The sequence below is a fragment of the Streptomyces sp. NPDC005863 genome (assembly GCF_042871345.1).
GTDB lineage: Bacteria > Actinomycetota > Actinomycetes > Streptomycetales > Streptomycetaceae > Streptomyces.
Window position 1 is genome coordinate 526322 of sequence record NZ_JBIAII010000002.1, and the last position, 21942, is coordinate 548263.

The window sequence follows — 21942 nt, forward strand, 5'->3', positions numbered from 1 at the left end:
GCCCGCGTCCGCCCGTTCATGACGTCACCCGCGGTTCCCCGAGACCGTTTCGCGGGCCGCGCGGATGGACTCCTTGAGGGAACCCATGGTGGCGAGGACGGCGGTCGGTTCGTAACCGCAGTGCGCCATGCAGTTGGCGCAGCGCGGGTCCTTGCCGCGGCCGTACTTGCTCCAGTCGGTCTCCTCGATGAGCTGGCGGTACGTGGGGACGTAGCCGTCGCTCATCAGGTAGCAGGGGCGCTGCCAGCCGAAGAGCGAGTAGTTCGGGATCGCCCACGCCGTGCAGGGGAAGTCCGCCTTGCCCTCCAGGAAGTCCAGGAAGAGCGGCGAGTGGTTGAGCCGCCAGCGGCGCCGGTTGCCGCCCGCGAAGGCCTTCTTGAAGAGTTCGCGGGTCTGGTCGACGCCGAGGAAGTGCTCCTGGTCGGGCGCCTTCTCATAGGCGTAGGCGGGCGAGAGCATCATCTCGTCGACCTGCAGGTCGTCGTTGAGGAAGTTCAAGACCTCGATGATGGTCTGCGGGGTGTCGGTGTTGAAGAAGGTCGAGTTGGTGGTGACCCGGAAGCCGCGCCGCTTGGCCTCCTTGATCGCCTCCACCGCCTCGTCGAACACGCCCTCCTTCGCGACCGACTCGTCGTGCCGCTCACGCATGCCGTCGATGTGCACGGCGAACGCGAAGTGCGGCGAGGGCGTGAACTTCTCGATCTTCTTGCGCAACAGCATGGCGTTGGTGCAGAGGAAGACGTACTTCTTCTTCGCCACCAACTGCCGGACAATCTCGTCGATCTGAGGGTGCATCAGTGGCTCGCCGCCGGCGATGGACACCATCGGGGCACCGGATTCAAGGACGGCGCCCACGGCCTGGGCCACCGGCATGCGCTGCTTGAGCACACCGGCCGGATGCTGGATCTTGCCGCAGCCCTCGCACGCGAGATTGCACGCGTAGAGCGGCTCCAACTCGACGATCAGTGGAAACTTGTCACGCTTGCGGAGCTTCTGTTCAAAGAGATACGTCGCGACCTTGATGGTCTGGCGAAGCGGCATGGCCATCTGGCTCACCTCCGGGGGAGCAGCGAAGAACGGTGCCATTCAAAGAAAGCGGGGAGCACGGCACGAAGAACGCGGAAAGCTGATATTCCACCGCGCACCGTGCCGATGCGGACGAGTTCGTGCTGAGGGGCATCCACGACCACCCGGACGGCCGCAACGGGCCGTTGTCCGGCGCGTACGGCGCTGTGCAGGGTCGCCGCGGACTCCATGTCCACCGCGACCGCGCCGGTGGCCAGGAGGTCGCCGCGCTCCTGGCCCCGGACGACGTGGTCGGAGCCGGTGAGCGGGCCGGTGTGCACGGCGCGTCCGGGCAGGGCCCGCACCAGCTCATCGACCAGCAGGCCGGTTCCCGTACAGGGTGTGCTGCCGCGCGCGTCCCTGGTCTCCTCGGCGACGACCAGGTCGCCGGGGTGCATACCGGGGGCGAGTCCGGCGCAGAAGCCGGTGGCCAGGACGGCCGCGTCGCGCAGGGTTTCCTTGCCGAGCGCGCCGCTGACGGCCCGCTCGGCGTTCTTGGGGCCCATGCCGGTGCGCAGCACCGACATGGTCGCGGGCGCGCCGCTGCGGTCGCCGGTGCGCAGGGCGAGGCGCTCGATGCCGAGCGCGCAGGCGATCAGCAGCGGCGCGGGGCCCGGCCGCGGGGCCGGGGTGCGGTCCATCAGCTGCCCTTGCCGGGGTGTGCCGCGGAACCGGGCGCGAACGGCTCTCCGTTGACGTACCTGCCGAGGGCGGTGAGCGGGAACACCTGCCGGTACAGGTGGTAGTTGATGGAGAAGTCCCACGGGAAGCCGGTGCCGGTGAAGTACGGCTCGTCCCAGGAGCCGTCCGCCCGCTGCGCCTCGGCGAGCCAGGCGATGCCACGCTCCACCGACGTGGCCTCCCGCTCGCCCGCCGAGAGCAGCGCGAGCAGCGCCCAGGCGGTCTGCGACGGCGTCGACGTGCCGTGCCCGACCCAGCCCCGGTCGCGGTAGGAGCGCAGGTCCTCGCCCCAGCCGCCGTCGTCGTTCTGCACCGACTCCACCCAGCTCACCGCGCGCCGGATCGCCGGGTGCGAGGCGGGCAGGCCGGCCGTGACGAGGGCGGGCACCACCGACCCCGTACCGTAGATGTAGTTGACGCCCCAGCGTCCGAACCAGGCGCCGCAGGGCTCCTGTTCGGCCAGCAGCCACTCGATGCCGCGCACGGTGCGCGGGTCGCGGGACCTGCCCTCGACGGCGAGCATCTCCACCACGTGCCCGGTGACGTCGGCCGACGGCGGGTCGATGACCTCGCCGAAGTCACAGAACGGCAGCCGGTTGGGGAAAGGGCTGGTGTTGTCGACGTCGAAGGCGGCCCAGGGGCCGCCCTTCGACTGCATGCCGAGGGTCCAGCGCACCCCGCGCTCGATGGCGTTCTCCAGGCGGGCCTTGTCCGGGTGCGCGACCCGGCGCAGCGCGAGGGCGACCTCGGCGGTGTCGTCGATGTCGGGGTAGTTGTCGTTGTGGAACTCGAACGCCCAGCCACCCGGCGTGAGGCCCGGCCTGCGCACCGACCAGTCCCCCGGCCGTACGATCTGCTCGCCGAGCATCCAGTCCGCGGCCTTGACCAACTGCGGGTGGTCCGCGGGCAGTCCGGCGTCGGCGAGCGCGATGGTCGCCAGGCAGGTGTCCCACACCGGCGACTGACAGGCCTCGATCATGCGGGCGCCGTCCTCGCGCCACACGGCGAACCGGTCGAGCGAGGCGAGGCCCGCCTTCAGGACGGGGTGCTCCAGGTCGTAGCCGAGCAGGTGCAGCGCGATGACGGAGTAGACGGCGGGCGGCTGGATCCCGCCCCAGCAGCCGTCGTTCTCCTGCCGCTCGATGATCCAGCGGGCGGCGCTGTTCATCGCGGCCTTGCGCAGCCGGCGCGGCGCCACCTTGTGGTAGACGTGCAGCGCCTTGTCGAGCCGCTGGAAGACGCCGTCCCAACTGGCCACGGGGGCAAGGGGTTTGACGGGGTTCGGGTCGCGTGCGTCGGTGTGCAGCTCGTCCAGGGCGAAGGGCGCGGGGCGCACCGGCCGCTTCGCGGAGACGATGGTGAGCGGCACTATCGTCTGCCGGGCCCAGCAGCCGAAGTCGTAGATGTTGAGCGGGACCCACTTGGGGAAGTAGATGAGCTCCGGCGGGAGTTCGGGCAGGTCGTCCCACTTCCACCAGCCGAAGAGCGCGAGCCAGATCCGGGTGAAGACCCGGGCGGAGGCGATGCCGCCCCGTTCGCGGACCCATGCGGAGGCCTTCGCCATGTGCGGCTCGTCGGGCCGGTCGCCGGCCAGACGCAGCGCCACGTACGCCTCGATGGTGGTGGAGAGTTCGCCGGGCCCGCCGAAGAAGGTGGCCCAGGTGCCGTCCTCGCGCTGCTCGCCGCGGATGAAGAGCGCGGCTGCGTGCGTGGTCGCCTCGTCCCTGATGCCGAGGAACTGGCGGAGCAGGAGGTCCTCGGCGTCCATGGTCACATTGGTCTCGAGGTCGCCCTTCCACCAGCCCTCGGCGTCCTGCCGGGAGAGCAGGAACTGGGTGGAGCGGTGCATGGCGCGCGCGGCGGCCTCATGGGGGCCTGCCGCCGTGGTCGCCGTGATCGTGGTCGTCGTGGTGGTGGTGGCTTCGGTGGGCCGGCTGGCCGAGGCTGCGCGGGGCGTGGCCGCTCCGGTGCTTCCGTCGGTCGTCGCTGTCATGGCTTCCCCTTCGTGCAGTGCGGTGGCTACGTCTGCTGTGGGTCCGCCGTCGGCCGGCGCTGGGCGCCGGCCGGCGACTGCCTGGGTCCGGGGTCAGCCCCCGGAGGTCCCGAATATCCGCGCGATAGCGATCATCTCTCTCGTACGACGACGAAGTCGGCGAGCGCGACGAGCTGGGCCCGCACCCGCTCCGGCATCCGGACGCCGTCGAGCGCCTCGATGGCGATGGCGTGCTGGCGCCGGGCCTCCTTGGCGGTCCACTCGCGGCCGCCGGCCTCTTCGATCAGCGCGGCGCGCGCGGCGAACTCCTCCTCGGAGAAGTTCTCGAACTCGCTGCTCTTGGCGTCGGCGGCGAGCAGTTCGCCGAGCCGCTCGGACGCGGAGCCGCCCTCGGCGAGCGCGGCCACCACGGGCAGCGACTTCTTGCGCTGGCGCAGATCGCTCCAGGTCTGCTTGCCGGTGGCCTCCGGGTCGCCCCAGATGCCGAGCAGGTCGTCCACGGCCTGGAAGGCGAGGCCGAGGTGGTAGCCGTACTTCTCCAGGGTGTCGGCTGTGTGGTCGTCCGCGCCGCCGAGGACGGCGCCGATGGAGACCGCGCAGGCGAGCAGGGCGCCGGTCTTCTTGCCCTCCATCTCCAGGCACTCCTCGACGGTGACCCGGTCGCGGTGCTCGTAGCTGATGTCCTGGGCCTGGCCGTCGATCAGTGCGCGCGTGGCGGTGGTGAGGCGGCGGGTGGCGCGGCCCGCCTCGACGGTGCCGAGCTCCAGGAGGATCTCGTTGGCGAGCGCGAAGAGGGCGTCGCCGACGAGGATGGCCTGGGCGGGCCCGTGCACCTTCCACACCGTGTCGCGGTGGCGGCGCTGCTCGTCGCCGTCCATGAGGTCGTCGTGCAGCAGGGAGAAGTTGTGCACGAGCTCGACGGCGACCGCGCCGGGGACACCGACCTCGGGGGGCGCGCCGGCGGCCTCGGCGGAGAGCAGGGCGAGGGCGGGACGCACGGCCTTGCCGCCGTCACCGTCGGAAGGGTTGCCCTCGGCGTCGATCCAGCCGAAGTGGTAGGCGGCGACGGTGTCCATGGGCGGCGCGAGGCGGTCCACCGCGGCCCGCAGCACCGGGGTGGCCAGCGTCCTTCCTTGTTCGAGAGTGGAGGTCACGTCCACCGTGTCGGCAGCCGTTTTCTCGGCCGAGGGCACAGTCGGCACAGTTTCTCCTCTTGTTCCGGTGCTGGTTCTCTGGGGACCTGACCCCAGATGGTCGAGCTTCACGCCACCGCCTCCTCGAACGCGAAGAGATGGTCACGGGGGCGGTCGAGGGTGGAGAGGGCGGCCTCGGCCGCGCTGACGCCGCTGCGTACGGCGCTCTCCATGGTCGCGGGCCACCCGGTGGCGGTCCACGCGCCCGCGAGGTACAGGCCGCGGGCCTTGGTGCGGGCGCCGGGGCGGAGCCTGCCGATGCCGGGGGTGGGCGCGAACGTCGCCGTGCGCTCGCGGGTGACGAAGAAGTCCCGCACCTCGGCGCCGTGCGCGGCGGGCAACAGCCGCTCCAGCTCCGGCAGATAGCGCTCGCGCAGGGCGGCGACGGGCGCGTCGATCTCGTCGTGGGCGACCGACTGGGAGAGCGCCAGGTACTGCCCCTCGGTCAGGCCGGACGCCTCCGTCCGGTCGAAGACCCACTGGACGGGGGTGCCGAGCGCGGCGAAGAACGGCCGTTTCAGCACCTTCCTGTCGTACACGACATGGATGTTGAGGATCGGCGCAGTGTCGATGTCGAGCAGCCGGTCGGGGTGGTCGAGCGCGCCGTCGGGGAGGAGGTCGTGCGTCTCGGCCTGCGGCACGGCGAGCACGACGGTGTCGGCCTCGATGCTCTCGCCGGGAACCTCCACGCGCCAACCGCCGTTGTCCGTACGGGAGATGGAGGTGACTCGTGTCTTCAGTTCGGTACGGACTCCCGCGCCGTCGAGCGCCTTGCGGGCCAGCTTGTCGTGCAGATCACCGAGGGGCACCTGGGCCCAGCCGATGTCGGCGGCGCCCGGTTCGGAGAGCAGCCCGGTCTTGAACACCATCGCGGCGAGCCCGAGCGAGGCATCGCCCGCGACGGCGTTGAGCGTCGCGACGCCGACGAGGTCCCACAGGGCCTCGATGGCGCGCGCCGACTGACCGTGCCGGGCCAGCCAGCTGCCGAAGTCCTGGCCGTCGAGGACGGGATCGGCCGGGTCGAGTCCCTTGAGGGCGAGCGCCGCGCGGCCCACCTGGGCGCGCTCGGCGAGCGACAGATGCGGATACGTGGCGAGGCTCGCCGCCAGATGCAGCGGCACCGGCAGCGCGGTGCGCCGCAGCCGCCCGAGGCGGTTGCGGTCGGCGTCGAGTACGGGCACGTCGAGACGTTCCTGCAGCGGTGCGAGGTGCGCGCCCTCGATGCGGTCGAGGAACCACCGGTAGGCGGTGCAGCAGCGCAGATAGACGTGCTGGCCGTTGTCGACGGTCAGCGCGCCGCGCCGGAAGGAGAACGCGAGACCGCCGAGCCGCGGCCGCCCTTCGAGCAGCGTCACGCGCAGGCCCGCGTCGGCGAGCGCGAGCGCGGCGGTGATGCCGGCGATCCCGCCGCCGACCACTACGGCGGCCGCCCCACCGGGGCGGCCTTCGCCGTCTTCGTCCCGCCCTTCGGGCTGCATGTCCTCGCTCTTCACGCACCCACCCCTTCGGCCGTTTCAGTCTGGGACGCGGCCCCGGAGCGGAGGGTTGCCCGCCGCTTTGCGAACGTTGTCCCAGCTGTCCCACGATCACTCCGGATGCGCATCACACACGCCTCCGTACGGTCTGTCGTGACACGTTCCGCGCGTCGAGCCCGGACAGTCCGCGCACGGCGACGTACGCCTTCTCGCGGCCGGGCAGCGAGACCCGGCCGCGCAGGACCGCCTCGGGGTCCCGCTCGATGCGGTCGAGCAGCCTGCGGTAGATGCCGGCCATGGCCGCGACACAGGCGCCGCTGCGCCGGTCCAGCAGGGGAAGGAGCCGGTAGCCCTCGGCGAACAGGGCCCGTGCGCGGCGCACCTCGAAGTGGACGAGGCCGGCGAAGTCGGATCCGGCGGGCGGCTCGGAGCCCTCGAACCCGGCGGAGCAGCCGAACTTGGCGAGGTCGTCGGCGGGCAGATAGGTCCGCCCGTCCTGGGCGTCCTCGCGAACGTCCCGGAGAATGTTGGTGAGTTGGAGCGCGAGACCGAGCGTGTCGGCATACTCGGGCGCGCGCTCGGCGTGGAGCGCCCCGCGCTCGGTGCCGAACACGCCGAGCGAGAGCCGTCCGATGGCACCCGCCACACAGCGGCAGTAGACCTTCAGGTCCTCCCACGTCTCGTACGTCCCGCCGCGTACGTCCATGAGGACGCCGTCGATGAGTTCGTCGAGCCCGTCCATCGGGATCGGGAAGTGGGTGGCCGCGTGCGCGAGGGCGACCGCCACCGGGTCGGTGTTGTCCTCCTGCACCTCACCCGCGCGGATCCGGGCGACCAGCGCCCGGGTGTCGTCGAGCCGGTCCGCCTTGACCTGAGGCGCGAGCGCGCCGTCGCCGATGTCGTCCACCCGCCGCGAGAGGGCGTAGAGCGCGGACATGGCGCGCCGCTTCGGCGTCGGCAGCAGCCTGATGCCGTACGCGAAGTTGCGCGCCTGCTGTCCGGTCACGGCCTCGCAGTAGCTGTACGCGGCGAGCACCGACGCGGACACGCGCGGATCCGACTCCACGGCCCGGCTCACCCCTCTCCTCGCAGCACTGCACCCGCCTCGCGCAGCATGCGTGGCTTGGTGGGTCTGGGTGGTCCCGGCAGCACGTCGTACCCCGCGGCGACGATCGCCTGGACCGCCGCCCTCCCCCCGGCCACGAACCCGGCCAGCAGCAGCTTCAGCCTGCCGTGGACGCTACCCACCAGGGGGGTGCCTTCATTCAGGAGATCGCGGGCGCGTTCCGCCTCGTACGCGACCAGGGCGCGCACCGATGCGCCCGCCGTCGGCCGGGACAGCTCTGAATCACTCACGTGGAACCGCTTCATGTCCTCAACCGGCAGGTAGATGCGGCCGCGCCGCAGGTCTTCGGCGACGTCCTGGATGTGTTCGACGATCTGCAGCCCGGTGCAGACGGCGTCCGAGCGGCGGACGCGCTCGGGGGTCTCCGTGCCGGTGACGGCCAGGACGAGACGGCCGATCGGGTTGGCGGAGAGCGCGCAGTACGCCACGAGGTCGTCGAAGGTCTCGTAGCGCGTGACGACCTGGTCCTGGCGGTTGGCCTCGATCAGGCCGAGGAAGGGCGTGATCGTCAGGGTTCCGCGCTCGACGGCCGGCCGCAGCGCCGCCACCAGCGGGTGACCGGGGTCGGCGCCGCCGAAGACCTTGTCCAGGTCGGCCTCGACGGCGTCCAGGAGGGTGCCGGGATCGCGGGCGCCGGCGTCGTCCAGACCGAGGTGGCGGGCGTGCGCGGACCCGGGGGCGAGGTCGCCGTCGCCGATGTCGTCGATGAGACGCACCACGCCGTAGACGGCCATCAGGTCCTCGCGCCAGGCCCGGGGCAGGAAGAAGGGAGCCACCGGGAAGTTCTCGTCCGCGGCCTTGTCGAGGACGGCGGATGCATCGCGGAGCCGGAGATCATCCGTAGCCATTGCCGTCACATCTCCCGTTCTACACTGCCGACCCAATACATCCTATTTCGGACACGCCGCCCAGCACTCTCCGTGGCGGACCGTGCTCCGGGCCGGGGCGCCCGAGCGATATCGCCCCACTTGCCGCGAATCAGCACCGCTACAGCTTACGTTGTACAACCCCTCCCGCATCGTCGGGGTGTTCCGCGCATCACAACAACACACCGATTGGCGTCAATCTTCCCTGGACGTCCGTGAGTTGAGTGACCGGGGTGGCGCAGGGGACACCATGTCACGACAGTGCCCCGCCGGATCGCTCCTGGCGGGGCACTGCTGCCGAACGGGTGCACGTCCGATGGCTCGAACGGACTACTTGCCCGTGAACTTCTCGTACTCCTTTATGACCTCGTCGGTCGGCCCGTCCATGCGCAGCTCGCCGCGCTCCAGCCACAGCACACGGTCACAGGTGTCGCGGATCGACTTGTTGTTGTGGCTGACCAGGAAGACCGTGCCGGCCTCCTTGCGCAGCTCGCGGATGCGGGCCTCGGAGCGCTTCTGGAACTTGCGGTCACCGGTGGCCAGGGCCTCGTCGATCATCAGGACGTCGTGGTCCTTGGCGGCCGCGATGGAGAACCGCAGACGGGCCGCCATGCCGGAGGAGTAGGTGCGCATCGGAAGGGTGATGAAGTCACCCTTCTCGTTGATGCCGGAGAAGTCGACGATGTCCTGGTAGCGCTCGCGGATCTGCTCGCGCGACATGCCCATGGCGAGACCGCCGAGGATGACGTTGCGCTCACCCGTCAGGTCGTTCATCAGGGCCGCGTTCACGCCGAGCAGCGAGGGCTGGCCGTCGGTGTAGACCTTGCCCTCCTCGGCGGGGAGCAGCCCGGCGATGGCGCGCAGCAGGGTGGACTTGCCGGAGCCGTTCGACCCGATGAGGCCGATGGCCTCGCCGCGGTAGGCGGTGAAGCTGACGCCGCGCACGGCGTGCACCTTGCGCACGCCGCGCTCCTCGCCGCGCCGGAGGATCCGGCTCAGCGCGGAGGTGGCGCTGCCCTTGCCCGTCTTCGCGCCGTTGACGCGGTAGACGATGTGCAGCTCGTCGGCGATGACGGTGGGGATGTGCCCCTTGCCGGCGTTCTTGCCGAGGTCCTGCGGAGTTCCTGTGGTGTCGTCAGCCACGGCCGTAGCGCTCCTCAGCCTTCCAGAAGTACACGAAACCGACCGCGCCGAGCAGCACGGCCCAGCCGACGGCGAACGCCCACACGTGCGGCGGCAGGTAGGAGGATCCGTAGTCGTCGATCATGGCGAACCGGATCAGGTCCATGTAGATCGAGGCGGGGTTCCACTGGAGCACGTCGCCGACCCAGCCGGGCACGCTCTCCTTGTCCGCGAGCATCGCGGGGATGCTGAACATGACGCCCGACGCGTACATCCAGGTGCGCATCACGAACGGCATCAGCTGGGCGAGGTCGGGGGTCTTGCTGCCCATCCGCGCGAAGATGAGCGCGAGACCGGTGTTGAAGACGAACTGCAGGACCAGCGCGGGCAGCACCAGGAGCCAGGACAGGGCCGGCAGGATCCCGAACGCCAGCATGATCACGACGAGCACGATCATCGAGAAGAGCAGCTGCTGGAGCTGCTGCAGCGCGAAGGAGATCGGCAGCGAGGCCCGCGGGAAGTGCAGCGCCCTGACCAGGCCGAGGTTGCCGGAGATCGCCCGCACGCCCGCCATCACCGAGCTCTGCGTGAACGTGAAGACGAAGACACCCGTCACCAGGAACGGCACGTAGATCTCGTGCGGGATGCCCCTCCTCGCACCGAGGAGCAGTCCGAAGATGAAGAAGTAGACCGCCGCGTTCAGCAGGGGCGTCGCCACCTGCCAGAGCTGTCCCAGCTTGGCCTGGCTGTACTGGGCGGTCAGCTTCGCCTGGGAGAAGGCGATGATGAAGTGGCGCCGTCCCCAGAGCTGGTGGACGTACTCGAAAAGTCCGGGCCGTGCGCCGCTGACGGTCAGACCGTACTTGGCGGCGAGGTCGGCCCGGGAGAGCCCGTCATCGGGCGACGGGGTCGCGGTCACCGCGACCCCGCCGTCATGCGTTGTCTCACTCACGAGTGGAAACTTTCGTCTTCAGATGCGCAGCCGGTCGGGCATAGGCGTGGGCCAGGGACCGGGGTACGGCCCGATGCTCTCAGATCCGAGCTTGTCAGATGACAGGAGGTCGTCCCAGTCGGGTCAGCCGCCACACGGTACGCCACTTCATGGGTGTACGCGGTCCGCAGGGCGTGGTCCAGCCCTCCTTGAAGCCGCCGAACCAGGCCTTCAGGGCCGGGCCCGAGGGGCGCCGGGCGAGGGTGAGCAGCATCCAGACGCCGAGGTAGACCGGGACCAGCGGCGCGGGGAGGTTGCGACGGGCCAGCCAGACGCGGTTGCGGGCCACCATGCGGTGGTAGACCGCGTGCCGCGAGGGGGCCGTAGTCGGGTGGAAGAGGACCATGTCGGAGCGGTAGTCGATCATCCAGCCGGCGTTCAGCGCGCGCCAGGCGAGGTCGGTCTCCTCGTGCGCGTAGAAGAACTCGCCGGGCAGGCCGCCGACCTCGGCGAGGACCTTCGTACGGACGGCGTTGGCGCCGCCGAGGAAGGTCGTCACGCGCGAGGAGCGCATCGGGTCCGAGGCCCGCAGCCGCGGCACGTGCCGGCGCTGGGTCTCCCCCGTGTCCGGGTCCGCGATGCGGAAGCTGATGATGCCGAGCTCCGGGTCGGCGGCGAACGCCTCGCGGCACAGCTGGGCCGTGTCCATGGTGGCGAGGAGACCGTCGTCGTCGAGGAAGAGCAGGATGTCGACGTCGGTGCCGCCGGGCCCGAAGGCCTCGATGCCGACGTTGCGGCCGCCGGGGATGCCGAGGTTCTCGGGCAGTTCGACGGTGCGGACGCCGGCGGGGACCTCGGGCACGGGGGCGCCGTTGCCGACCACGACCACCTCGACCGGGTCGCCGTCCTGCTTGGCGACCGAGTCGAGGAGGGCGCGCAGCTCCTGGGGCCGGTTGCCCATCGTGATGATGACGGCGCCGACCTTCAGCTGCTCTGCCGGGGTGCTCGGGGTGCTCACTTCAACCTGCTCGACACGAGGATGGACACGAGGTGGAGCAGGGTCTGCAGCAGCGCGATGCCCGCGAGCACGGCGACGCCCAGACGCGAGAAGAACAGGTCGCCCCTGGCCTGGTCCACGAACGCGATGACCAGGATCAGCAGCGACGCCTCGACCCCGAGGATCAGCCGGTGGAACTTGAGCGCGGCGGCGGCCCTGCGGGCCAGCGCCATGCCCGAGGAGCGCGGCTCGGCCGCGGACTCCTTGACCGGCTCCTTGCCCGTCTGGTGACGGGCGACGCCGACGAGGTCGGTCTCGGCCTTGATCAGGATCGCGCCGAGCGCGGCAAGGGTGCCGAGGAAGGCCCACAGCCAGTCGATGCGGCCCGAGCCCCAGATGTCGGCGGCGCGCAGCCCGAAGCCGACCAGGACCGCGGCGTCGCACAGATAGGCGGCGACCCGGTCCAGGTAGACCCCGGCCATCGAGTACTGCTTCTTCCAGCGGGCGATCTCGCCGTCGACACAGTCGAGCAGCAGATAGAGCTGGACCGCGAGCACACCGAGCACGGCGCCCGTGATCCCCGGCACCAGAAGGGCCGGGGCGGCGAGGGCGCCGGCCACGGTCATCACGTAGGTCAGCTGGTTGGGCGTGACCTTCGTGTTCACCAGGTGCCGGTCGATGCGCAGGGAGACCTCGCGCATGTAGAGCCGGCCGGCCCAGTGTTCGCCGCTCCGCCGGTCCTTCACCCCCGGAGGGTGAACAACCGGGCGGAGCTCAGCTACCGATGGCTTTTGCATAGTCGGCGTATGCGTCCCTGATCTGGTCGGTGGACAGGTCGAGGTGTTCGAGGATCGTGTAGCGGCCCGGCCGGGTCTGCGGAGCGAACTCCACGACCTGCACGAACTCGTCCACGGTGAAGCCGATCTCCTCCGGCAGCACGGGCAGGCCGTGCCTGCGCAGCACCGAGGCCATGAACGCCGACTCCTCGCGGGCACCGCGCAGGTGCATCGCGAAGGCCGCGCCCAGACCGCACTGCTCGCCGTGGCTGGCGGCGCGCTTGGGGAAGAGGAGGTCGAAGGCGTGGTTGATCTCGTGGCAGGCGCCGGACGCCGGGCGGGAGTCGCCCGACACGGACATCGCGATGCCGGTGAGGACCAGACCCTCGGCCAGGACCTGCAGGAAGGCGTCGTCGCCGACGCCGCCGGGGTGGCGGAGCACGGCCTCGCCGGCCTGGCGGGCCATGGCGGCCGCGAGACCGTCGATGTCCTCGCCGCGCTCGCGGGCGGCGAGCTCCCAGTCCCGGATCGCGGAGATGTTGGACAGCGCGTCGCCGATGCCGGAGCGGACGAAGCGGACGGGGGCCTCACGGATCACGTCGAGGTCGATGACGACCGCGATGGGGTTCGGCACACCGTACGAGCCGCGGCCCGCGTCGTTGTCGAGGGTCGCGACCGGCGAGCAGAGGCCGTCGTGCGACAGGTTCGTCGCGACGGCGACCAGCGGCAGGCCGACGCGCGCCGCGGCGAACTTGGCGCAGTCGATGATCTTGCCGCCGCCGAGGCCGACGACGGCGTCGTAGCGGCCCTTCTTCATGGCGTCGGCGAGCTTGATGGCGTCGTCGAGGGTGCCGCCGCCCACCTCGAACCATTCGGCGCCGGGCAGCGAGGGCATCAGCCGGTCCCGCAGGACCGCGCCGGAGCCGCCGCTGATGGCGATGGCGAGCTTGCCGGTCGACGAGCAGATCCGCTGGTCGGCGAGGACCCCGGCCAGGTCGTTGAGTGCCCCCGGCCGGATGTCGACGACGACCGGCGAGGGGATGAGCCTCGTCAGTACTGGCACGCGATCTCCCGGCCCTTGGCGAGGTCGTCGTGGTTGTCGATCTCGACCCACGTGACGTCGCCGATCGGGGCCACGTCGACCTTGAAGCCGCGGTTGACGAGCTCCTGGTAGCCGTCCTCGTAGTAGAGGTCGGGGTCGCGCTCGAAGGTGGTCTTCAGCGCGTCGGCGAGCTCGTCGGCGGCGGAGCCCTCGATGAGGGTGACGCCGATGTACTCGCCGGTGGCCTCGGAGGGGTCCATCAGCTTGGTGATGCGCTGCACGCCCTTGGCGTCGTCGACGATGACCTTCATCTCCTCGTCGGCGAGCTGCTTCACCGTGTCGAGGGCGAGGATGATCTTCTGGCCGTTGCCGCGGGCGGCGAGCAGCGTCTTCTCGACGGAGACCGGGTGCACGGTGTCGCCGTTGGCGAGGATCACGTCGTGCTTGATGGCGTCACGGCCGCACCACAGGGAGTAGGCGTTGTTCCACTCCTCGGCCTTGTCGTTGTCGATCAGGGTCAACTTGAGGTTGTACTTCGCCTCAAGGGCCGCCTTGCGCTCGTAGACGGCTTCCTTCTTGTAGCCGACGATGATCGCGACCTCGGTCAGACCGATCTCGGCGAAGTTGCCGAGCGTCAGGTCGAGGATCGTGGTCTCCCCGTCGACGGGCACCAGAGCCTTGGGCAGCGTGTCCGTGTAGGGACGAAGACGCCGTCCGGCGCCTGCGGCAAGGACGAGGCCGATCATGCGGGTTCTCCTTCATCGTGTACGGCGGGTGCGCCACGCTTGTGAGCGGTCACCCAGAAGCTGATGCTCTCGACGAGCACCACGAGTGCCACGGCCACGGCGAGTGCCGTGAGCGCGACGGTGAAATCCGAGGCGGGCAGCAGGGTCGCGGCCAGCGCGACCACGAGGGTCCTGCCGTCCTGGCCGCCGATCGATCGCACCAGCCGGCGCGGGGGCGCGCCGGTGCCGCCCTTGATGCGGTACACCGTGTCGTAGTGATGGTAGGCGACCGCGGCCACGAGCCCGAAAGCCGCCGGAAGCGCTCCGTTCACATCGGCGTCGGCCGCGAGGACCAGGATCGTGCCGTACTCCGCCGCGCGGAAGAACGGCGGGACCAGCCAGTCGAGGGGGGCCTTGAGGGGCCGGGACAGCGCGAGGCCGCTGAGGACGACGTGGACCACGGCGGCGACGACGACCCACGGGCTGCCGTAGGAGGTGAAGGCGCCCACCGCCACGACCGCCGCGCCGCCGATGAAGGCGATGACGGGCGCGGGCAGCGGCCATCCGCGCTTCAGGGCGGCGAACGAGTCGGCGAGCAGGCCGTTGTCGGCGAGGTCGGCGAGGGCGAGTGCGGCACGGTCGGTGCGGGCGGCCTTGCGGGTCACCGAGCGCAGGACGCGTCCCGCGGTGGTGTAGCAGGCGGCCAGCGCGCAGCCGATGAGCAGGACGACGAGCGTGATGCGGGGGGTGGTGACGGCGGTGAGCACCGCGATCATCGCCCAGCGCTCGCCGATGGGCAGCACGATCATCCGGCGCAGCCAGACCGTCCACCCGACGCTGTCGAGCTTGTCGGAGAGGGCCGCGGTGGGACTGGTGTTGGCGGCCGTGCTGTCGGAGTTCGCCTCGTTGAAGGCGAAGTCCACGACGTGCCGGCAGGTCTGCAGGACCATCGCGCCGAGCGCGAGCGCCCACACGTCGTCGCCGCCGCGGGCCGCGCCGAGCGCGAGGCCCGCGTAGTACGCGTACTCCTTGGCCCGGTCGAAGGTCGCGTCGAGCCAGGCGCCGAGCGTCGAGTACTGCAGGGAGTAGCGGGCGAGCTGCCCGTCCGTGCAGTCGAGGACGAAGGAGACGAGGAGCAGCAGGCCCGCCGCGACGAAGCCGCCGCGCGTGCCGGTCGCCGCGCAGCCCGCCGCGATCAGGGCGGTGAGCAGCGAGGCGGTGGTGACCTGGTTCGGGGTCAGGCCCCGGCGGGCGCACCAGCGGGCGATGTAGCGCGAGTAGGGGGAGATGCAGTACGTGGTGAAGAAGCCGTCCCGCGACTTGACCGCGGTGCGCAGGCGGACCGCCTCGTCGTCCACGGCGGCGACGGCCTGGCGCGCCTCGTTCCTGGACTGCGGGTCGCTGGGCACGGTGGCGACGAGGGTGCCGAGGTCGGGGCGGTGCACGTCGGTGGCGCCGGACTCCATGGCGGAGGCGATGTCGTCCGGGAGCGCGTCGAGCGTGACGACGGCGCCCGCGGTGCCGGCGCTCGCGCGCAGGGCCCGGGTCAGCTCGGCGCGGGCCTCCGGCTTGGCCGTGACGGCGCCGGGCACGGCGCAGGCGGCGAAGCGGGGGTCGGTGAGGGCCAGGCGCAGCGCGTGGACGTGGCCGACGAAGCGCGCGTCGACGACGGCGACCCGCTGGTCACCGGGGACGGCGGCGAGCAGCGTCTCGGCGTCCGCCGCGTCGGAGGCGACCCGCACGTCGAAGCCCAGGGACCGCAGATCGCCTTCGAGCGGCGACCCGGGGACCGGCTGACCGGTGAGGATGGCGGTCGACAGACGAACTCACTCCTTGAGTACCGGCGCGGCTCGCGCCGGGCACATGCGTAAGGGGAGCGCCCCTGGCCACAGCGGCCGGGCGGCACGTCGGCAGAGGCTATCGGATGATGGGAAGCGGGCGTTCATCACCCGTTCACGCCCCGCTCAGGGCGGCCTGCGAGGGCCTCGGCCTTGGCGATCATCATGGTGGATGGGGGGCCGCGGCCACAAACCGCGCCCGTACGGTGCCCGGCTTGCCCGCATAGCGCCCGTCTGTACCGGCGCACCGGGCCGGTCGGCGCGGGCGGGGGTTCGCTTAGGGTGGGCGCCCATGACATGGCTGATCACAGGCGGAGCGGGTTACATCGGGGCACATGTGGCGCGGGTCATGGCCGGTGCCGGGGAGGACGTCGTCGTACTGGACGACATCTCGTCGGGGGTGCCGCAGCGGCTCCCCGCGGACGTGCCGCTGGTGAAGGGCTCCTCGCTGGACGGGGAGCTGCTGCGCCGGGTCTTCGCCGAGTACGGCGTCCGCGGGGTGGTGCACCTCGCGGCCCGCAAGCAGGTCGGGGAGTCGGTGGAGCAGCCGCTGCGCTACTACCGGGAGAACGTGGGCGGCCTGACGACGCTCCTCGATGCGGTCGCCGAGGCGGGCATCAAGCGGTTCGTCTTCTCCTCCTCGGCCGCGGTGTACGGCGATCCGCCGGACGCGGAGCTCGTGCCGGAGGACGCCCCCTGCGTCCCGGTCAGCCCGTACGGCGAGACGAAGCTCGCCGGTGAGTGGCTGGTGCGGGCGGCCGGGCGGGCGCACGGCATCGGGACCGTGTGCCTGCGCTACTTCAACGTGGCGGGCGCCGCGGCGCCGGAGCTCGCGGACACCGGGGTCTTCAACGTGATCCCGATGGTCTTCGACCGGCTGCGGCGCGACGAGGCGCCGCGCATCTTCGGCGACACCCACCCGACGCCGGACGGCACGTGCGTCCGCGACTACGTGCACGTGTCCGACCTGGCCGAGGCCCATCTGGCGGCGGCGCGGCGGCTCGCGGGCGGCGCGGAGGGCGATCTGACGGTGAACATCGGCCGGGGGCGCGGCGTTTCCGTACGCGAACTCGTCACCCTCATCGGCGAGGTGAGCGGGGACACCCGGCCCGCACGCGTGGAGACGGCCCGAGCCGGTGACTCCCCGCGCGCGGTGGCCGATGCCCGGCTGGCCGCCGAGGAGCTCGGCTGGACGGCCCGGCGCGGGGTCCGCGAGATGGTCGAGTCGGCCTGGGAGGGATGGTGTCTGCACCATCCCGACGCGCGCCGCGACTGATCGTCATGGCGCCCTGACCTGCACCCCTCCCCTTCCCGGCAATCATTGCCATTTTCGCAGGTCAGGGAGATGACAACGGTGTTCAGTGCCGCGTTGCCAGATACCCCCCACCCGTAGTTCACTGTGGTCCGCGACCAGCGAACGGCAGAACCGATGACCGACTCGGGAGGCGGCTCCATGGGGGCTGGGCACGATCACGGACACACGCACGGGCCACCGGCCACGGGGACGGCGGCCCACGCCTACAAGGGGCGGCTGCGCATCGCCCTCGCCATCACGATCACGGTCATGCTGGCCCAGATCGTGGGCGGTGTCCTCGCGGACTCGCTCGCGCTCGTCGCGGACGCGACGCACATGGCCACGGACGCCCTGGGGCTCGGCATGGCGCTGCTCGCGATCCACTTCGCCAACCGGCCGCCCACCGAGAACCGCACCTTCGGCTACGCCCGCGCCGAGATCCTCGCCGCACTGGCCAACTGTCTGCTGCTGCTCGGTGTCGGCGGCTATGTGCTGTACGAGGCGGTGGAGCGGTTCATCACGCCCGCGCAGACGGAGGGTGCTCTCGCCGTCTACTTCGGCGTCTTCGGTCTCGTCGCCAACCTGATCTCGCTGTCGCTGCTGATGCGCGGGCAGCAGGACAGCCTCAATGTGCGCGGCGCCTTCCTGGAGGTCGTCGCGGACACCCTCGGCTCCGTCACCGTCATCATCGCGGCGGGCGTGATCATGCTCACCGGCTGGCAGGCCGCGGACCCGATCGCCTCGCTGGTCATCGGCTTCATGATCGTCCCGCGTACGGTCAAGCTCCTCAAGGAGACGTTGAACGTGCTCCTGGAGTCGGCGCCCAAGGGGGTCGACATGGCGGAGGTGCGGGCCCACATACTCGACCTGCCGGGCGTCGAGGAGGTCCACGACCTGCACGCCTGGACCATCACCTCGGGGATGCCGGTGCTCTCCGCGCACGTCGTGGTGAGCTCCCACACCCTCGACTCGATCGGCCACGAGAAGATGCTGCACGAGCTGCAGGGCTGCCTCGGCGACCACTTCGACGTCGAGCACTGCACCTTCCAGCTGGAGCCGAGCGGCCACGCGGAGCACGAGGCCAAGCTCTGCCACTGAGGCGCTGTCGTCACTGTCGGTGCTACCGTGGCCCGCGTTCCTGACTTCCGTGGAGGTGGGTTGATGACTGCCGTGACCGGCGCCGTTCTGCGCGGCGACACGTGCATCCCCACGCTCCGGACGCGCGTCTGACCTCCCGTACGGCACACGTACGACGCGTACACCACACGTACGCCTCGTACCGCACACGTACGACGGTCCGCGGGTCCTCCCACTCAAGGAACTCCACGGTGACCGACCACACCTCCATCCACCACGCCTTCTTCGCCCTGCACCACGGGCTGCCCCGGCAGGGTCCCGGCTCCGACACCACCTCGCGGCGGCTGCTTTCCCTCGCGGGCGCGCTGCCCGAGCGGCCCCGCGTCCTGGACCTGGGCTGCGGCCCCGGCAGGTCCGCGCTCCTCCTCGCCGCCGAGGCCGGCGCCGAGGTGACCGCCGCTGATCTGCACGAGCCGTTCCTCGACGAACTCCGGGCCGCCGCGCACGCCCGCGGGCTCGTCGGCTCGATCACCGCCGTCCGCGCCGATATGGCCGAACTCCCCTTTCCGGACGGCTCGTTCGACCTGGTCTGGGCCGAGAGCTCGGCCTACGCCATCGGCTTCGACACCGCGCTGCGCACCTGGCGGCGGCTGCTCACCGCCGGCGGGGCGCTCGTCCTCACCGAGTGCGAGTGGACCGTCGCCGAGCCGTCCGCGCCGGCCCGCGCCTTCTGGGCCCGGCACTACCCGCTGCGGACCGGCGAGGAGAACATCCGGGCCGCCACGGCCGCCGGGTACGCCGTGCTGGGCACGTACCGGCAGCCCGAGTCCGACTGGGAGGAGTACTACGGACCACTGGGCGCCCGCGCGGACGGCGCGGATCCGGACGCCCCCGGCATGGCCGAGGCGCTGGTCGCCACCCGCGAGGAGATCGCGATGCGGGGTGAGCACGGTACGGAGTACGGCTACACCGGCTACGTCCTGCGGCGGGCGGACTCCTGGCCGACCCGGCCGGAGACCTGCGCCGACGTCGCCGCGGTGCACGCCGTGCACGCCGCCGCCTTCGAGACCCGGGCGGAGGCCGATCTGGTCGACACGTTGCGCGCGGACACCGCGGCCTGGCTGCCCGGCCTGTCGTGCGTCGCCGAGGCGCCCGACGGTTCGGTGGCCGCGCACGCGTTGCTCACCCGCTGCCGGGTGGGCGGTGCGTCCGCGCTGGCGCTCGCACCCGTCGCCGTGCTCCCCGCCCATCAGCGCACCGGGGCGGGCTCGGCGGTCGTGCGCGCGCTGCTTGACGCGGCGCGTGCGCGGGGCGAGCGGCTCGTCGTGGTGCTCGGCCACCCCTCGTACTATCCGCGCTTCGGTTTCGAGCCCGCTTCGGGGTACGGGATCCGGCCAGGTTTCGAGGTGCCCGACGAGGCGATGATGGCGCTCGTGCTGGACGGATCCGACGATTCCGCCCGGTTGCCGCGGGGCACGATCCAGTATCCGGCCGCCTTCGGCGTCTGAACGCTTGACCGGGCGCTCGTGCGCGAGCGCCCGGCGCGTGTCCCGTCCGCGCCCCGACGCGGCGGGACATGCGGGTCCTCGAAGTGCCGGGGGCGTCCGGAACGTACGGCAGACTTGGCACTCGAAGACCGAAGCGAAGGATGGGTATGCCGATCACACCTGCCACCGCGGCGAACAGCTCGTCGAACGGCACCGGAGAAGCGATCTTGCTGGAACTCGTCGACGAGGACGGCAGGACGATCGGCACAGCGGAGAAACTCTCCGCGCATCAGGCGCCCGGGCAGTTGCACCGGGCGTTCTCCGTCTTCCTCTTCGACGAACAGGGGCGGCTGCTGCTCCAGCAGCGCGCCCTCGGCAAGTACCACTCCCCCGGTGTCTGGTCGAACACCTGCTGCGGCCACCCCTACCCCGGCGAGGCGCCCTTCGCGGCGGCCGCCCGGCGTACGTACGAGGAGTTGGGCGTCTCGCCGTCGCTGCTCGCCGAGGCGGGCACGGTGCGCTACAACCACCCCGACCCGGAGTCCGGGCTCGTGGAGCAGGAGTACAACCACCTCTTCGTCGGCATGGTGCAGTCCGCGCTGAGCCCGGACCCGGCCGAGATCGACGGCACCGCGTTCGTGACGGCGGCGGAGCTGGCCGAGCGGCACGAGCGGGACCCGTTCTCCGCCTGGTTCATGACCGTGCTCGACGCGGCGCGCCCCGCGATCAAGGAGCTGACCGGCCCGGCGGCGGGCTGGTAGCCGCCCGGCCCACCGGACCACTCCACCGGGCCGCCCCATCGGGCCGCCCCACCGGCCCTCTCCGCAGTACTGGGAGAGGGCCGGAGTTGGTCCGCACCAACTCCTTGACGCGCTCTGGGAGTCGGCCTTAAATCAAGTACTGAACGAAGTGGGCGCGGCCGATCACGGCAGCGTTCAGCTTCCGATCCTTGCTTGACATGCACATGCCCCATCTGCCACCGCCCCCACGCGAAGCGATGTGATGACCGTGCACTTCTCCCCCCACCGCCGCACCAAGCTCTGCGCGCTCGCCCTGGCCTGCGGCGCGGCCAGCCTGGCCGTCCTGCCGTCGGCCTCGGCCGAGCCCGCGCCCCGCTCTCCCGCCGCCACCGCCGCGGCCGCCACGTTCACCGACGACTTCAACGGGCCCGCCGGGTCCGCGGTCGACGGCGGTAAGTGGCAGATCGAGACGGGCGACAACGTCAACAACCACGAGCGGCAGTACTACACCTCCGGCAACAAGAACGCGGCGCTCGACGGCCAGGGCAACCTGGTCATCACCGCGCGCAAGGAGAACCCCGGCAACTACCAGTGCTGGTACGGCCGGTGCGAGTACACGTCGGCCCGGCTGAACACCGCGGGCAAGTTCACCCAGACCTACGGGCACGTCGAGACCCGGATGAAGATCCCGCGTGGCCAGGGCATGTGGCCCGCGTTCTGGATGCTCGGCGCCGACATCGGCAGCGTGGGCTGGCCGCAGAGCGGCGAGATCGACGTGATGGAGAACGTCGGCTTCGAGCCCGGCACGGTCCACGGCACCCTGCACGGGCCCGGCTACTCCGGCTCCGGCGGGATCGGCGCGGGGTACACGCTGCCCGGCGGCGAGGCGTTCGCGGACAAGTTCCACACCTTCGCCGTCGACTGGTCGCCGAACAAGGTCACCTGGTCCGTGGACGGCACCGTCTACCAGACCCGCACCCCGGCCGACCTGGGCGGCAAGCAGTGGGTCTTCGACAAGCCCTTCTTCGTCATCCTCAACCTCGCGGTCGGCGGCTACTGGCCCGGCGACCCCGACGGCGGCACGAGCTTCCCCCAGAAGCTCGTCGTCGACTACGTCCATGTGACGACCGGCAACTGAGATCCGCCGCCCGCGAAGAGGGCACCACGTACGACCGGCTCGGGTCGGCCCAAGGCCGCCCGGGCCGTCGTCATGCGGTGACCCACGCCACCTCGGGGGCTCCCCGGCTGTGAAGCCACTCATAGGGGTCAGATCACATGCGAAGGGAAATAGTAGGTGCTTCGGGGCAGCGGCCCCGGGGGTTCGGGGCACTTTGGACCGGTTGCGGCCGGGCGCGACTGCGTACCGGGGTAGTACGTCACACCATTGCGTCCGCCGGGGGCGATCGCTAACTCTGGCTGACGTCGCCGGAGCTCGGGGACACCGCCGGGCACAGTCGCCCGCTGCGGACCGAGTTCCCTCTACGTCCCCCCCCCCCCCCCCCCCTGAGGAGTCA

Annotated in this window: 19 protein-coding genes; 5 read left to right on the forward strand and 14 right to left on the reverse strand. The window is 71.2% G+C overall.

The features are described from left to right. Positions 1-24: 24 nt before the first annotated feature. The 14 genes from hpnH to ACFYO9_RS08450 form a co-directional block, all read right to left on the reverse strand. The gene (hpnH, locus tag ACFYO9_RS08385; RefSeq protein ID WP_358778809.1) at positions 25-1047 is read right to left on the reverse strand and encodes an adenosyl-hopene transferase HpnH; all 1023 of its coding nucleotides are present in this window, start codon (positions 1045-1047) and stop codon (positions 25-27) included. Between the two features lie 5 nt (positions 1048-1052). Continuing rightward, positions 1053-1706 (reverse strand): 1-hydroxy-2-methyl-2-butenyl 4-diphosphate reductase, encoded by a 654-nt coding sequence (locus ACFYO9_RS08390; protein ID WP_355814047.1) that lies wholly within the window; start codon positions 1704-1706, stop codon positions 1053-1055. Then, positions 1706-3739 (reverse strand): squalene--hopene cyclase, encoded by a 2034-nt coding sequence (shc, locus tag ACFYO9_RS08395; RefSeq protein WP_358778810.1) that lies wholly within the window; start codon positions 3737-3739, stop codon positions 1706-1708. Before shc ends, ACFYO9_RS08390 begins: the two co-directional genes overlap by 1 nt. A 131-nt stretch (positions 3740-3870) precedes the next feature. Beyond that, entirely contained in the window at positions 3871-5004 is a 1134-nt protein-coding gene (locus ACFYO9_RS08400; RefSeq protein ID WP_355814053.1) for a polyprenyl synthetase family protein, read from the reverse strand. Then, positions 5001-6410: a hydroxysqualene dehydroxylase HpnE gene (gene hpnE / locus ACFYO9_RS08405; protein ID WP_358778819.1), complete on the reverse strand. Its 1410-nt coding sequence runs from the start codon at positions 6408-6410 to the stop codon at positions 5001-5003. Before hpnE ends, ACFYO9_RS08400 begins: the two co-directional genes overlap by 4 nt. 124 nt (positions 6411-6534) lie before the next feature. After that, positions 6535-7485: a presqualene diphosphate synthase HpnD gene (gene hpnD / locus ACFYO9_RS08410; RefSeq protein WP_358778811.1), complete on the reverse strand. Its 951-nt coding sequence runs from the start codon at positions 7483-7485 to the stop codon at positions 6535-6537. Continuing rightward, positions 7482-8381: a squalene synthase HpnC gene (gene hpnC / locus ACFYO9_RS08415; RefSeq protein WP_358778812.1), complete on the reverse strand. Its 900-nt coding sequence runs from the start codon at positions 8379-8381 to the stop codon at positions 7482-7484. Before hpnC ends, hpnD begins: the two co-directional genes overlap by 4 nt. 348 nt (positions 8382-8729) lie before the next feature. Then, positions 8730-9542, reverse strand: a complete 813-nt coding sequence (locus tag ACFYO9_RS08420) for an ABC transporter ATP-binding protein (protein WP_388666102.1) — start codon at positions 9540-9542, stop codon at positions 8730-8732. Continuing rightward, on the reverse strand, positions 9535-10473 hold the full coding sequence (locus ACFYO9_RS08425) for an ABC transporter permease (protein WP_355814061.1): 939 nt from the start codon (positions 10471-10473) through the stop codon (positions 9535-9537). The genes ACFYO9_RS08420 and ACFYO9_RS08425 overlap by 8 nt, the downstream gene beginning before the upstream one ends. A gap of 94 nt (positions 10474-10567) precedes the next feature. After that, the gene (locus ACFYO9_RS08430) at positions 10568-11440 is read right to left on the reverse strand and encodes a glycosyltransferase (protein ID WP_355814318.1); all 873 of its coding nucleotides are present in this window, start codon (positions 11438-11440) and stop codon (positions 10568-10570) included. 26 nt (positions 11441-11466) lie between these two features. Then, a complete protein-coding gene (locus ACFYO9_RS08435) occupies positions 11467-12246 on the reverse strand; it encodes a CDP-alcohol phosphatidyltransferase family protein (protein WP_079074470.1) in 780 nt (259 codons plus the stop codon). After that, on the reverse strand, positions 12224-13288 hold the full coding sequence (locus tag ACFYO9_RS08440; protein ID WP_358778813.1) for an iron-containing alcohol dehydrogenase family protein: 1065 nt from the start codon (positions 13286-13288) through the stop codon (positions 12224-12226). The genes ACFYO9_RS08435 and ACFYO9_RS08440 overlap by 23 nt, the downstream gene beginning before the upstream one ends. After that, the gene (locus tag ACFYO9_RS08445; protein ID WP_358707186.1) at positions 13276-14013 is read right to left on the reverse strand and encodes a phosphocholine cytidylyltransferase family protein; all 738 of its coding nucleotides are present in this window, start codon (positions 14011-14013) and stop codon (positions 13276-13278) included. Before ACFYO9_RS08445 ends, ACFYO9_RS08440 begins: the two co-directional genes overlap by 13 nt. Continuing rightward, the gene (locus tag ACFYO9_RS08450) at positions 14010-15812 is read right to left on the reverse strand and encodes a DUF5941 domain-containing protein (protein WP_358778820.1); all 1803 of its coding nucleotides are present in this window, start codon (positions 15810-15812) and stop codon (positions 14010-14012) included. The genes ACFYO9_RS08445 and ACFYO9_RS08450 overlap by 4 nt, the downstream gene beginning before the upstream one ends. Positions 15813-16122: 310 nt before the next feature. Between ACFYO9_RS08450 and galE the strand changes: the two genes are divergently transcribed. The 5 genes from galE to ACFYO9_RS08475 all read left to right on the forward strand — a co-directional run bounded on the left by galE (position 16123) and on the right by ACFYO9_RS08475 (position 21566). Next, on the forward strand, positions 16123-17106 hold the full coding sequence (gene galE / locus ACFYO9_RS08455; protein WP_358778814.1) for a UDP-glucose 4-epimerase GalE: 984 nt from the start codon (positions 16123-16125) through the stop codon (positions 17104-17106). A 177-nt stretch (positions 17107-17283) separates the two neighbouring features. Continuing rightward, a complete protein-coding gene (locus ACFYO9_RS08460; RefSeq protein WP_358778821.1) occupies positions 17284-18222 on the forward strand; it encodes a cation diffusion facilitator family transporter in 939 nt (312 codons plus the stop codon). Positions 18223-18452: 230 nt separating this feature from the next. After that, positions 18453-19709, forward strand: a complete 1257-nt coding sequence (locus ACFYO9_RS08465; protein WP_358778815.1) for a bifunctional class I SAM-dependent methyltransferase/N-acetyltransferase — start codon at positions 18453-18455, stop codon at positions 19707-19709. Between the two features lie 146 nt (positions 19710-19855). Next, on the forward strand, positions 19856-20449 hold the full coding sequence (idi, locus tag ACFYO9_RS08470) for an isopentenyl-diphosphate Delta-isomerase (RefSeq protein WP_358778816.1): 594 nt from the start codon (positions 19856-19858) through the stop codon (positions 20447-20449). Between the two features lie 241 nt (positions 20450-20690). Next, positions 20691-21566 (forward strand): glycoside hydrolase family 16 protein, encoded by an 876-nt coding sequence (locus tag ACFYO9_RS08475; RefSeq protein ID WP_358778817.1) that lies wholly within the window; start codon positions 20691-20693, stop codon positions 21564-21566. Positions 21567-21942: the final 376 nt, after the last annotated feature.